Annotated in this window: 12 protein-coding genes; 6 read left to right on the top strand and 6 right to left on the bottom strand. The window is 60.1% G+C overall.

The genetic code is table 11. From position 1 onward, the window contains the following. Positions 1-120: 120 nt before the first annotated feature. Genes BM438_RS29790 through BM438_RS29780 form a run of 3 tightly spaced genes read right to left on the bottom strand, consistent with a single transcriptional unit; the run spans position 121 to position 3,138 of the window. Positions 121-357, bottom strand: a complete 237-nt coding sequence (locus BM438_RS29790; protein ID WP_093641973.1) for a DUF2783 domain-containing protein — start codon at positions 355-357, stop codon at positions 121-123. A 50-nt stretch (positions 358-407) separates the two neighbouring features. Then, on the bottom strand, positions 408-2,120 hold the full coding sequence (locus BM438_RS29785; protein ID WP_093641970.1) for an FAD-dependent oxidoreductase: 1,713 nt from the start codon (positions 2,118-2,120) through the stop codon (positions 408-410). A gap of 58 nt (positions 2,121-2,178) precedes the next feature. Next, complete coding sequence (locus BM438_RS29780; protein WP_093641967.1) at positions 2,179-3,138, bottom strand: MBL fold metallo-hydrolase; 960 nt, start codon at positions 3,136-3,138, stop codon at positions 2,179-2,181. A 284-nt stretch (positions 3,139-3,422) separates the two neighbouring features. Between BM438_RS29780 and BM438_RS29775 the strand changes: the two genes are divergently transcribed. The 3 genes from BM438_RS29775 to BM438_RS29765 all read left to right on the top strand — a co-directional run bounded on the left by BM438_RS29775 (position 3,423) and on the right by BM438_RS29765 (position 6,360). Beyond that, positions 3,423-4,280, top strand: a complete 858-nt coding sequence (locus tag BM438_RS29775) for an IclR family transcriptional regulator (protein ID WP_093641964.1) — start codon at positions 3,423-3,425, stop codon at positions 4,278-4,280. Beyond that, entirely contained in the window at positions 4,277-5,107 is an 831-nt protein-coding gene (locus tag BM438_RS29770; RefSeq protein ID WP_208620720.1) for an IclR family transcriptional regulator, read from the top strand. Before BM438_RS29775 ends, BM438_RS29770 begins: the two co-directional genes overlap by 4 nt. 215 nt (positions 5,108-5,322) lie before the next feature. Further along, entirely contained in the window at positions 5,323-6,360 is a 1,038-nt protein-coding gene (locus BM438_RS29765; RefSeq protein ID WP_093641961.1) for a MerR family transcriptional regulator, read from the top strand. Between the two features lie 49 nt (positions 6,361-6,409). On the opposite strand, the gene BM438_RS29760 is transcribed toward BM438_RS29765, so the two are convergent. The 3 genes from BM438_RS29760 to BM438_RS29750 all read right to left on the bottom strand — a co-directional run bounded on the left by BM438_RS29760 (position 6,410) and on the right by BM438_RS29750 (position 9,320). After that, a complete protein-coding gene (locus tag BM438_RS29760; protein ID WP_093641958.1) occupies positions 6,410-7,273 on the bottom strand; it encodes a MurR/RpiR family transcriptional regulator in 864 nt (287 codons plus the stop codon). 84 nt (positions 7,274-7,357) lie between these two features. Further along, complete coding sequence (locus tag BM438_RS29755; protein WP_093641955.1) at positions 7,358-8,440, bottom strand: ABC transporter ATP-binding protein; 1,083 nt, start codon at positions 8,438-8,440, stop codon at positions 7,358-7,360. Between the two features lie 106 nt (positions 8,441-8,546). After that, positions 8,547-9,320 (bottom strand): SDR family oxidoreductase, encoded by a 774-nt coding sequence (locus BM438_RS29750; RefSeq protein ID WP_093641952.1) that lies wholly within the window; start codon positions 9,318-9,320, stop codon positions 8,547-8,549. Positions 9,321-9,653: 333 nt separating this feature from the next. Here BM438_RS29750 and BM438_RS29745 point away from each other — a divergent pair, with 333 nt between their 5' ends. The 3 genes from BM438_RS29745 (at position 9,654) to BM438_RS29735 (ending at position 12,776) form a co-directional block, all read left to right on the top strand. Continuing rightward, a complete protein-coding gene (locus BM438_RS29745; RefSeq protein ID WP_093641949.1) occupies positions 9,654-10,886 on the top strand; it encodes an ABC transporter substrate-binding protein in 1,233 nt (410 codons plus the stop codon). Between the two features lie 151 nt (positions 10,887-11,037). Beyond that, positions 11,038-11,928 carry a carbohydrate ABC transporter permease gene (locus BM438_RS29740; RefSeq protein ID WP_054035601.1) on the top strand — a complete coding sequence of 297 codons (891 nt, stop codon included), beginning with the start codon at positions 11,038-11,040 and terminating at the stop codon, positions 11,926-11,928. Beyond that, positions 11,925-12,776 (top strand): carbohydrate ABC transporter permease, encoded by an 852-nt coding sequence (locus tag BM438_RS29735; protein WP_093641946.1) that lies wholly within the window; start codon positions 11,925-11,927, stop codon positions 12,774-12,776. Before BM438_RS29740 ends, BM438_RS29735 begins: the two co-directional genes overlap by 4 nt. Positions 12,777-12,998 lie beyond the last annotated feature (222 nt).

Genomic DNA, 12,998 nt, shown 5'->3' with positions numbered 1-12,998 from the left:
GTTTTCTACTGGGACGACATGCGGCGGTATAAATACGCCGCGCGCCGTGGTGAATTGCACGTGGCTCGAACGGCCACGCGCGTGCAGCGTTATATCGTTACCGCTTGTCGTGATTCATGTTCAGGCAACAAGCGAATGGGTCTGCGCACCTTGCCCCGAAATATCGGTCACGCCTTCACGTGCGTGCCGCATCGCTTCGAGTAACGTCGCGTGATCGCCGATATGGTTGGCTAGCAACAAGATCAGTTGCGCGTTGGCTGACTGACTCTGCGCATCGTCCAGATCGCGATGCATGTCGATCAGCGCCTCGTAGAAATCGTCGGGGCGGGCGAGATTGGGTTGCGTGTTCAATGCCATCACTGTCTCCTGCTATTTTCTTTTGCCGACGTGCTGCGTTTGCCCTGCCTTCAGGCCGTGCCCTCAACGCACAACGCTCGCTTCAACGCACCTGCCACAAAGCTCGCGTCGAGTTGCCGACTGCGCGCACACACATGCTGGTCCGGCCGGATCAAATAGAACGTGCCCGGTTTGCCGTCGTAACGAGCGGCGGCAAGACCGTCGACGTCGTGCACCACCTTTGCACCCGAAGCCGCAGCAACCTGCGCATCGTTACTCGTCACCACGACGACGAGCTTCAGCGGAATCGGCCCACTTTGCAACGTATCCAACGCAGCTTGCGTCATCTGATCGATACCTTCCGAGCCGCAGAACAACACGCCTGTGAACTGCTGACCGAGTTGCTGTAACAACCATGCGGATTCCCCGGCGACATGAACCGGCGCATCGACGCACGATGCCCCCGGCACCATCAGACCTTCAAAGCTGTCGCTGTCCGCCGTATTCAACGGGGAATCACGCAACACCGCCGGCACCGACAAGCGGCCGCTATTCGTCAACTGCCGCGCAAACGGGTGATGCTGCGCGAGCTTCAACACAGCATCGCGGAATACGCGGCTAACCGGGCTCTTCGGCGTGATGAAATCGGTCGAACGCGTGGAGTTGCGGATGTTTTCATCAGCGGCGAATTCGCGCTCGCTTGCATACGTATCGAGCAAAGCGTCGGACGCTTTGCCTTCGAGCACCATCGCCAGTTTCCATGCGAGGTTTTCCGCGTCCTGCACGCCGCTATTCGCGCCACGGGCGCCGAACGGCGACACGCCATGCGCGGAATCGCCCGCGAACAACACGTTGCCGTGCCGGAAACGGTCCATGCGCAAACACGAAAACGTATAGACGCTGACCCATTCCAGTTCAAACTTCGCATCCGGTCCGAGCAACGCACGCACGCGCGGGATCACGCGTTCCGGCGTTTTTTCCAGCACCGGGTCAGCGTCCCAGCCCAACTGAAAATCGATCCGCCACACGTTATCCGGCTGACGATGCAACAGCACCGATTGATTCGGATGGAACGGCGGATCGAACCAGAACCAACGCTCGGTTGGAAACTCCGCTTCCATCTTCACGTCCGCGATCAGGAAGCGATCTTTGAACGTCACGCCGTGGCTGTCGAGTCCCATCAGATTGCGCATCGGGCTGCGTGAGCCATCGGCGGCCACCACATAGCGGCCGCGTAACAGGTACTGACCGTTCGGTGTATCGACCGTCAGCGTCACACTGGCTTGAGCACTACCAGCCGTGCCGTTCTGCTGCACGCCGACCACTTTGCTCTTCCAGCGGATCTGGAGATTCGGCATCTCCTGCGCGCGTTCGAGCAGAAAGCCTTCGACGTAGTACTGCTGCAGGTTGATGAACGCGGGCCGATTGTGGCCCGCTTCCGGTTGCAGATTGAACGTGTACACCAGTTCATCTTTCAGGAACACCTTGCCGACATTCCAGCTGATGCCCTTGTCTACCATGCGCTGCCCGCAGCCGAGCCGGTCGAAGATATCGAGCGAGCGCTTTGAGAAGCAGATCGCCCGCGAACCGGTGGACAGCGAACAGTCGTCGTCGACCAATACGACCGGCACGCCCTGTTGCGCGATATCGATCGCGGTAGCGAGGCCCACTGGCCCCGCGCCGACCACGATCACGGGATAGGCCACCTGTTCCGCGTCGCCCTGCTCCGCCTGCTCCCGGCACGGCTTATAGTCGAACGACAGCGTCTGGTAGTTGATGCTCATCTTGTGTCTCCGTCCATCTCTGCTCTGCTTGACGCTTTCCGGCGTTTCTATGCTGTTATCAGGCTTGCAGCGCGTCCCACATTTCCTTGTCGCGTTGCGCGGTCCAGATGCGCGGATGCGTGATGCCGCTCGCTTCGTCGAAGGCACGCGAGACGTCGAACGGCAGGCAGTGTTCGTAGATGAACACATGGCCGAACTTCGGATCCATTGCTTTGCGCGTATGCGCCATTGCGGCCTTCAGATCGAGCTTCTGTTCGACAGCTTCGCGGCCTTGCTGCAATAGCGTGGTGACGAAGTCTTTCGTGTAATCGAGGCCTTTGTTGACGTCTTCCGGCGTGGTCAATGCAGGACCGCGGCCCGGCACCAGCTTCTCAGCTTTCAATGCGCGCAGCGCTTCGAGCGTGGCCGGCCATTGTTCCAGTTGTGCATCGCCGCAGTAGCAGGCTGCGTCGTATTCGACCAGGTCGCCGGAGAACAGCACCTTCTGCGACGGCAGCCACACCACCGTATCGCCCTTCGTGTGACCCGCACCCAGATGCGCGATGCGCACTTCGAGCTTGCCGAGGAACAACGTCATTTGCTTTTCGAACACGAGCGTGGGCCACGTCAGGCCCGGCACCGTTTCGACACCGGCGAAGAGACGCGGGAAGCGCTCGATTTCCGACTTCATGTCCTGCTCGCCGCGCTCGACGATCATCTCGTACGTGCCGCGGCTCGCGATCACCTGTTGTGCGCCTTCTTCGAAATACGCCGACGCGCCGAGCACGCGCACCGCGTGGTAGTGCGACAGCACGACGTATTTGATCGGTTTATCGGTGACGCTGCGAATCTTCGCGATGAGGTCTTGCGCCATGGCCGGCGTGGCGGTGGTGTCGACGATCAGCACGCCGTCGTCACCGATGATCACGCCCGAGTTCGGATCGCCTTCAGCGGTGTACGCGTAGGCGTTCTCGGATAGCTTGGTCCACGTGACTTTCTTGACTTCCAGGTCGGCCTGGGATGCGAATGCCTTTGCCATGCTTGTCTCCCTCAAAAGTTGGACGTGAGGCGAGACGGCCGGCTGCGCGTTCCGATTTCAGAGGCGCGGGCTGACGGTATTGGGGATTGTCTCGCCCCGTTTTGACTCTGTGACTGCACCGGTATGTCGGGGTGAATGCATCTTATGGCCGGGCCAGTTTATTTGTCAATAGCGAAATGTATCGCTATACGCAAATCAAGGAACGCCTAAGATAAGGACAGGAAGGCGCGGTTTTCGCGCAGGGCTTCGGCTAACATGGACCCTTTTTACGGACGAGCGCAGGTGTGAGCAAAGCAGCGAAATCGGCCACCGGCAGAGGCGCGGGCGGCAGCGAGATAACGGATGGCGGCAAGACGCAGCGCGGGATTCAGAGCGTCGAAGTGGGCGGCCGCGTGTTGCTGGCGCTCGCCCAGGCACGCAGCCCGCTGGCTTTGTCCGATCTCGCCACCGCTGCGCAGATCGCGCCGGGGCAAGCGCATGCCTATCTGGTGAGCTTGAGCCGCTTAGGTCTGATCAAACGTGACGAACTGTCGGGCCGTTATGAACCCGGTCCGCTGTCGTTGCGGCTTGGGTTAATGCATCTGGAGAATCAGCCGGCGTTTCGCGCCGCCGTGCCACGCGTCGCCGCTTTGGCCGAGGCGATCGGGTTCAGCGTCGCGATCTGTATCGCGGGGCCGCAAGGGCCGACCATCGTCCGCTATGAGCATGCGGGCTTTCCGTTGCATGTGAATCTGCACGTGGGCACGGTGATGTCGCTGCCGGCGACGTCGACGGGTCGCGTGTTTTGCGCTTATCTGCCACGCGAGGCGTTGGCGGGGATGTGGGCGAATCAGTCGGGTACTGCGAGTAGCGCGATGACGCCGCCTGATGAACGTGCCGCGTTCGAAGCAGCTTTAGATGCTATCCGTGCACGCACGTTGGAATGCAGCGTCGATGCGCCGAGCCCGGGCATCAGCAGTTTGAGTGCGCCGGTGCTCGATGCGGACGGCCGCTTGTGCCTCGCGCTGACGGTGATCGGCTCGACGGGCGTGATCGACGTTGCCGCCGATGGTCCGACGGCTCGCGCGCTGCTTGCCGCGGCTCATGACATTAGCGCTGAGCTTGCGGCAGCGCCTTCCTTGTTAGCTTCTTCAGCATCGTGACCGATTCTTTCGACACCTCTTACGCTGCCTCAGGTATTTCCGCCGCTTCTGCCGATGCGAAGCCGCAGCGCGGTATCCAATCGCTCGATAGCACCGGCGAGTTGCTCGGCGCGCTGGTTGCGGCTGCACGGCCGTTGAGCTTGCGCGATCTCGCAGCCGCTGCAGGCATGCCGCCGGCTAAAGCGTTTCCGCATCTGGTGAGTCTGCTCAAGATCGGTTTGCTGAACCGCGATGCTGCAGGTTGTTTCGAAGCCGGGCCTTTAGCGCTTGAGCTTGGGTTGATCGGTTTGCAGCGTTTGTCGCCGACGCGGGAAGCTGAGCCGGAAGTGGTCGAACTGGCGGTATCGACTGGGATGAGCGTAGCGATGGCGGTGCTTGGGCCGCTCGGGCCGACCGTCGTGCGTCTGGAGGAGTCCGCGCGGCCGCTGCATGTGAGCTTGCGGGTCGGCACGGTGATGTCGCTGGTGAATACGGCGATTGGGCGGGTGTTTGCTGCTTATGTCGCGGATGATGTGCGTACTGGGTTGTTGGCGCAGGATCATTTGCGGTTGGCGGGGGCTGAGGCGGAGGAGACGAAGGCCTATGCGCAGCGGCTCGCGCAAATCCGTGCGGATGGCATCGATACCGCATTGAGCCGGCCTGTGCCAGGTATCAATACCTTGGCCGCGCCGGTGCTGGACCATACCGGCAGCATCTGTCTGGTGCTCGCGGTGATGGGGCCGAGCGGCAGCTTCGATAGCGAGATCACGGGCGGCCCCGCGCAGACTTTGCGCGCGGCGACGCTGAGATTGTCACGGCGGTTTGGGTGGATGGCGGTAGTGTCGTAAAGCGTCGGCAATTCAAAGCTTGAGCACGCCGAAGTCATTTCAGCAAGACAAGGCGCCATCTCGTAATCGTTTTGCGAGAAAACAGGCCGTTTGCAATCGTTTTGCGAGCGAAGTAATCGAAACACTGAAAAAATGCCGCGCTGTAACTATTCGATTGACTCGGCCCCAAGGGCCAACTCCATGATGTGAGTGGTCAGCAAACGAAGAGGTGACTCATGCGTTGTCCCACTCCATTTTTAAGTGCTTCCGAAGCGGCGAGACAGCTCGGCGTCTCGACCAAGGCCCTGCGACTCTATGAACAGCGGGGCCTGGTGACGCCGGCACGCACGGTCGCCGGATATCGCACCTATGGTCCCGACGAGATGAGTCGCGCTGCGGAGATCGTGGCCCTGCGCGCGCTCGGCCTCAGCCTCGCCCAAGTGGCACAGGTGTTGAAAGGCGACCCGCAGAGTCTGGAACCCGCGTTGGCGGCCCACGAGGCGACGCTTGAAGCTGGAATTCGGGAGCTCGTGGAAACGATAGCCAAGGTCCGAGGGCTTCGGTCCGATCTTGCTCGAGGTCAGGCGCCTGCCGATGGAGAGCTGGCACGCCTGCTCAATCCTTCGTCAGAATTCGCCACGGCTTTTGATCTCCCGTGGCCATGGGGTGGCGAACGATTCGAACTTCGCGACATCCGGCCGCTGAACTACATCATTGGACCTTTGGGAAGCGGCAAGACACGGCTGGCGAAATGCCTGGCCGAGAACATACCGAATGCCGCATTCCTAGGTCTTGAACGGTTGCAGGATGGAAATGCCGCGACCGTAGCCCACCTTGAAGCGGATGCCGCGCTCAAATCGCGAGTGGATCAGACTCTGGCGTGGCTCATCGGAGAAGGCGCAGCAGAATCGGAAGCGTTAATCGCTCTGCTCGTCGAACTGGAATCTGAGGGGCCAGCCGCCTTCGTGGTGGACATGGTGGAGCAAGGCTTAGATCAGGCGACGCAGGAAGCATTGATCATTCATCTTCGCCGACGCGCCAAAGTGGGTGGACGTCCGCTGTTTCTGATGACGCGTTCGTCGGCGATCCTGGATCTGGCAGCAATCGGCCCTGACGAATCAATTATTCTGTGCCCAGCCAATCACAGCACGCCCACGCTAGTCGCCCCCTATCCAGGCACACCGGGATACGAAGCCGTTGCGACCTGTTTAGCCTCGCCGGAGGTTCGTGCACGGACTGCGGGCATGATCGCCTGGCGTCCTCAAGCAGCGTAACTGTTCACGTGTTCGCCGCAGGGCTGAAGAAGCGGGCCATCCGTCCCAATCAATCCCCCGCCGCTTCCGGCTCATGCGACGACAACCGCGCCTTCGCGTGCCGCATCTTTTCGAGTGTCTTGGGCCGCGCCTTCAACGCGACGCCGATCGCCAGCGCATCCATGATGCACAGATGCACGAGCCGGGACACGCCTGGCGTATTCGGATCGATCGGACTTGGCACGCGCAGCAGCAGCGGAATATCGACCAACCACGCCAGCCGCGAGCCAACATTCGTCAGCGCAATCGTAGTAGCACCACGCTCCTTGGCGATCTGAATGCTTTCATTCACTTCGACGCTGCGGCCCGAATGCGAAATCGCAAACGCCACATCACCCGGTTCCATGAGCCCCGCGTAAAGCCGCTGCAAATGACCATCAGTAAACGCAGTAGCCGCAATATCAAGCCGCAAAAATCTCAAAGCAGCATCTTGCGCAACCAGCCCCGAACCCGACCCAACACCAAAGAAGAAAACCCGCCCTGCACTCGACAGCGCCGCAATCGCACTCTCAACCACTGCCGGATCCAGCGCGCTACACGCATGCGTGATCCCATCGACAGCAGCCTCGCCCACCTTGTCCATCAACGTCTGCACGTCATCGTCACGCGCAACCGCCGTCGACGCATACGGCACCCCGCCCGCCACGCTCTGCGCCAATTGCATCTTGAAGTCGCGCAGACCATGTGCGCCGATCGCGCGGCAAAAGCGCGTGACGGAAGGCTCGGACACGTCCGCACGCTGGGCGAGCTCGGTGATGCTCGCGCGCATCGCAAAGTCGACGTCGCTCAGCACCATCTCGGCAACCTTGCGCTCGGCGGGCCGCAGATTGGCCAGCGCGCCGCGGATGTGGGGAATCAAGTTCGGTGCGGACACCCGGTGTTCCTTAAGGGTTAATTGAATCCGCGTCGCATCGCAGCTTCAGTCAGCTTGAATCAGCCTCAAGCGGCAACACGCGGTTCAGACCAGCCTGCGTCCACTCTCCGTATCGAACAGATGAATATGCTCAGCCGGCAGACGCAGCGTGACGCGCTGACCGGGCTCGACTTTCGAGCGCTGGCGAGTTGTCACGCACCACGTGTTGCCGCCTATTTTCCCGTACAAATGGGTCTCGGCGCCAGTCGGCTCGACCACTTCGACTTCCATCGTGGTGTCCGGCTTGTCAGCCATCGTTTCAATGTGTTCGGGACGCACACCAAGCGTGATTTTTGCGCCGACCACCGCCGAGTCCGGCGTGCCTTCCAGCACGACCTCGCCACCGTCGGTGAGTTTTAACGCGAAACCCTGTCCATCCGTGCGATTGACCAACACGCCTTCGGCGAAATTCATCGACGGCGAGCCGAGGAAGCTCGCGACGAACAAATTCGCCGGATGGTCGTACAAATCGAGCGGACGGCCGACCTGCTCAATCCGCCCCGCGTTCATCACGACGATGCGGTCAGCCATGGTCATCGCTTCGATCTGATCGTGCGTGACGTAGATCACCGTATTCTTCAGACGCTGATGCAGCGCCTTGATTTCCGTGCGCATCTGCACGCGCAGTTTGGCGTCGAGATTGGACAGCGGTTCGTCGAACAGAAACAGCGAAGGCTCGCGCACCACCGCGCGGCCCATCGCCACCCGCTGACGTTGACCACCCGACAGCGCACGCGGCAAGCGATCCAGATAACTGCCGAGGTTCAGCATCTTCGCGGCAGCTTCGATCCGCGGCTTGAAACTCGCCGACGATTCCTTGCGAATCCGCGGCCCAAACGCGATGTTTTCGTAGACCGACAGATGCGGATAAAGCGCGTAGCTCTGGAACACCATCGAAATATTGCGCTGCTGCGGGGCGAGCGTATTCGCGCGCGTGCCGCCAATCATCAGATCGCCGCCGCTGATTTCTTCGAGTCCCGCCACCATGCGCATCAGCGTGCTCTTGCCGCAACCCGACGGGCCGACCAGCACGACGAACTCGCCGTCGTCGATGTTGAGATCGATGCCGTGCACCACTTGCGTGTCGCCATAGCGTTTGAAGATGCCGCTTAGTTGCACTGCTGCCATGCTGTCCTCATCGTCGTGCTGTCATGCGAACGTGTTGCCTTGCTTCATCGAGCAAAGCACACGCCGCGCTATCGGGTCAAAGCAGTTCAAAGCGAATCCAATCCATTCAAAGCGATTCGAGCGTCAGTTCTTCCGCCATCAAACGGTTGCCGGCCATCAGTCCACCGTCGACCGGCAACGCGACGCCGGTAATCACGCGCGCCATCGGCGATGAGAGGAACAGCACCGCATCGGCGATGTCGTCCGGTGTCGCAAAGTCGCGCAACGGGTACCACTTTTTCAGATCCTCGAAGACCTGCGGATTCTTGTCGACGCGCGCCTGCCACGCCTGCGTCTTCACCGTGCCCGGACAGACGATGTTCGCGCGGATGCCATAGCGGCCCAGTTCGATCGCCAGCGCTTTCGTGTAGCTGATGAGCCCGGCCTTCGCCGCGCTATACGCCGGATGCCCGAGCGCGGCCATGCCGTTCACCGAGCCGATCAGCACCAGCACGCCCTTCTGCCGTTCGATCATCGACGCGCGCACCGCTTCCACCGAGTGATACGTGCCGTTCAGATTCAGATGGATGTCGCGCTGCCAGCTGGCGGCATCCGTCGTGGCGAGCGTCAAACCTTTGGCGGCACCCGCGTTGGCGACCAGCACGTCCACCGGACCGCGCGTTTTCACCGCATCGGCAACCGCTTGCTGCACTGCGGCAGCGTCACCCAGGTCGACCGCGATCGGCGTGACATGCGCGGCGCCGAGTTGCGCAACCAATCCGTGCAGCGCGACCGCGTCGACATCGAGCGCCAACACCGTGTCGCCCTGCTCCACGAAACGCTTGCACAACACGCTGCCGATCCCGCCACAAGCGCCCGTCACCAACACCACACGATTCATGTCTGCCCTCGCCCTCAACCTCGTTGCAGCGCCGGTTTAGCGTGTAAATTTCCTACAAAACCGGCATCGAACAATTGTCTAGTCATCCCGAAGATTGGGTATCCGTGACTTCGCGTTATGCAGAATACCCCTGCTTTACAGCATCTTATGCACAAAACTGGCTGAGAAAAAATATGGCAGACCCTACGTGACAAGCTATTTTGCGTCATGTAGGATTTTTTCAAACAATTTAACCCAAAGCGGCCGGCGACGGCAGCAGACCACCCCCACCATCATCGGATGGGACCGGAGCAAGCGTTAAAACGCTAACTCCGATCGACACAGGAGAGAGAAATGTCGTTGCATGCCCGTGCTTCCCTCGCGCTAGGCAAAGTTGCCGTGGCGCTCGCGTTTGCAGGTATCGCCGTGGCGGCTCACGCCGACACGGTTCGCGTGACGGTCGCGCATTACAGCGATGCGACCGCGCCGTACTTCGAAAAGATGGCCCATAACTTCGAGAAGGCCAATCCCGGCACCACGATCAAGATCGAAGACGTGAACTGGGACACGCTGCAACAGAAACTGCAAACGGACATCTCCGGCGGCGCCAACGCCGACCTGGCGATTGTCGGTACGCGCTGGCTGCTCGACTTCGTGAAGGACGACGTCGCCGAGCCGCTCGACGGCTACATGGACGCCAGCTTCAAGGGCCGCTTCATCGGCCCGTTCCTCGCACCGGGCGAAATCAACGGCAAGGTGTACGGCCTGCCGATCGCCGCGTCCGCACGCGCGCTCTACTACAACAAGGATCTGCTCGCGAAGGTCGGTTATCCCGACGGCCCGAAAACGTGGAATGACGTGATCGAAGCGTCGAAGAAACTGAAGGCGCAGGGCATTGCCGGCTTCGGTCTGCAAGGCAAGGAAATTGAAACCGACGTCTACTATTACTACGCCCTGTGGACCAACGGGGGCGACGTCGTAGGCAAGGACGGCAAGGCGGCGTTCAATTCGCCGGCCGGCATCAAGGCGGCCACGCTGTACAAGACGATGATCGACGACGGCCTGACGCAGCCTGGCGTGACCGGCTACAGCCGCGAAGACGTGCAGAACCTGTTCAAGCAGGGCCGTGTTGCGATGATGATCTCCGCACCGTTCCTCGCCAAGCAGATCAAGAAGGAAGCACCGAACCTGAAGTACGGCATCGATCCGATCCCGATGGGTACGACGCACGCCACGTATGCGGTGACCGACTCGATCGTGATGTTCAAAAACTCCAAGGTGAAGAAGTCGGCCTGGAAGTTCCTGGACTATCTGTTCACGAAGGAACCACGCGTCGAGTTCACGACGACCGAAGGCTTCCTGCCGACCACCAAGGCCGAGGCAACCGATCCGGCGTTCAACGATCCGGATACCAAAGCTTTCGTCGCGCTGCTGCCGACGGCTCACTTCGCGCCGACCGTGACCGGTTGGGAAGACACCGCGAAGGCTGTGACCGATGCAATGCAATCGATCTACCTGGGCAAGGCGAAGCCGGCGGACGCGTTGAATGCCGCTGCGACGCAAGCGAACAAGTCGCTCGGTAAGTGATCGCGTAGTCTCGTAGTGATTTGCTGAATACGGAACGCGCGCCGCCGTTGCGAAGGCGGCGCGCGTTTCGGTTGTCATATCCGTAGTGCATTATCCGGCCCATCCCGTCGCGTCCGCTTTTAATGTGGATGCGTCTTACGATCGAGCACGCATGAGCCGTTCCGCTTCTTCGCGCCTCCAGGCGCCCTGGTTGCTGATTGCGCCGAGTCTGGTGTTGGCGCTTTTCATCATCAGCTATCCGATTTTCAACATCGTGTGGCAATCGCTGCACGAGGTCTCGCGCTTCGGCGCGATCCGCGATTTCACCGGTCTGCAGAACTTCTATACGATTTTCACGGACCCCTCGTTTCTCGCCGCGGCCAAGCGGACGATTGTTTGGACCGTGTGCGTGGTGGGCGGCACGGTGCTGATTTCGGTGCCGGTCGCGCTGATCCTGAATCAGGATTTCTATGGACGCGGCGTGGCGCGCACGATTGTGATGCTGCCGTGGTCCGTCTCGCTGACGATGACCGCCGTGGTGTGGCGCTGGGCCTTCAACGATGACTACGGCATGGTCAACGTCACGTTACAGCGGCTTGGCTTGATCAACGGTCCGATTCATTGGCTCGCGACGCCGGAGCTCGCGTTTCCGGTGGAGATCGCCGTCGGTATTCTGGTGTCGATTCCATTTACGGTGACGATTCTGCTGGGCGGGTTGTCGTCGGTGCCGGGTGACATTTATGAAGCGGCGCGGATGGATGGCGCCAGTGCGTGGCAGCAGTTTCGCAAGCTGACGATGCCGCTCTTGCGGCCGTTCATCAACATGACGATTCTGTTGAACGTGATCTATGTGTTCAATTCTTTCCCGATCATCTGGGTGATGACGCAAGGCGGCCCGGACAACGGCACGCATATTCTCGTTACGTATCTCTATGAGCTTGGGTTCCGGCTGGGACGTCCCGGCGAAGCCGCGGCGGTGTCGCTGATCATGCTCGTCATGCTGTTCGTTTTCTCGATCGCCTATCTGCGCCTGCAGCCCGCGAAAGAAGGAGAGACGTCATGAGTCTCAGCGTCAAGATGAAGCGCTCGCTGTGGTGCTGGTTGGCACTTTCGCCGCTGATTGTGGCCGTGCTGTTTCCGTTTGCTGTGATGTTGTTTACTGCGTTGAAGCCGGCTACGGAGATCTTTGTTTATCCGGCGCGGTGGTTGCCGGTGCATTGGCAGTGGAGCAATTTTTCGGACATGTGGGTTGCGGCTAACTTCGGCGTGGCGCTGAGGAATAGTTGTGTGATTAGCTTCTTGTCGACTGCGTTGGCGTTGGCGGTGAGCTTGCCGGCGGCTTATGCGTTGGCCAGGTTTCCGTTTCGTGGGAAAGGGATGTATTCGCAGTTTCTGCTGGTGACGCAGATGTTGTCGCCGATCTTGCTGGTTGTTGGGTTGTTCCGGCTCGCCGCGATGATTCCTTATGGGGATGGGAATCTGGTTGACTCCAAGATTGGCGTCATCGTTTCTTATGCTGCGTTCAATATCGCGTTTGCGGTTTGGATGTTGTCCTCTTACTTTCAGACGGTGCCGAGGGATCTGGAGGAGTCGGCCTGGTTGGAGGGGTGTGGGAGGACGAGGGCTGTTTTTAAGGTTTTCTTGCCGTTGGCTGTGCCGGCGATCGTTGTTACGGCGATCTTTACTTTTATCAATGCCTGGAATGAGTTTGCTGTCGTCTACACGTTGATTCGGTCGCCGGAGAATAAGACTCTCACCGTGCAGGTTACGGATATGGTGGCTGGGAAGTATGTTGTGGAGTGGCATTTGGTGATGGCTGCTACTCTTTGTGCGACGTTGCCGGTTTCTATTGTGTTTGCCTGGTTGCAGAGGTTTTTGGTTAAGGGGTTGGCGTTGGGGGCGGTGAAGTGAGGATTAGGCGCGGGGCGCTGGTCCAACGCGACCGCTTCATCTGTATTAGTCGGGACTTGATCTGACAGGTTGTCGGCCTTAGCTGCCGCTCAGCCGGCACCAGTTATGCGGCGGCCTCAGATCCCTTTTCTGTCGCTCGGGGCGACATTACGCAGGGCCGTAAATTTCAACCGTGCGAATGCGTACTTTCGACCCCGACCCATCTCTCACGTCCACCGAAAC

Source organism: Paraburkholderia aspalathi, assembly GCF_900116445.1.
GTDB lineage: Bacteria > Pseudomonadota > Gammaproteobacteria > Burkholderiales > Burkholderiaceae > Paraburkholderia > Paraburkholderia aspalathi.
This window is presented reverse-complemented; position numbering and strand designations above follow the sequence as displayed.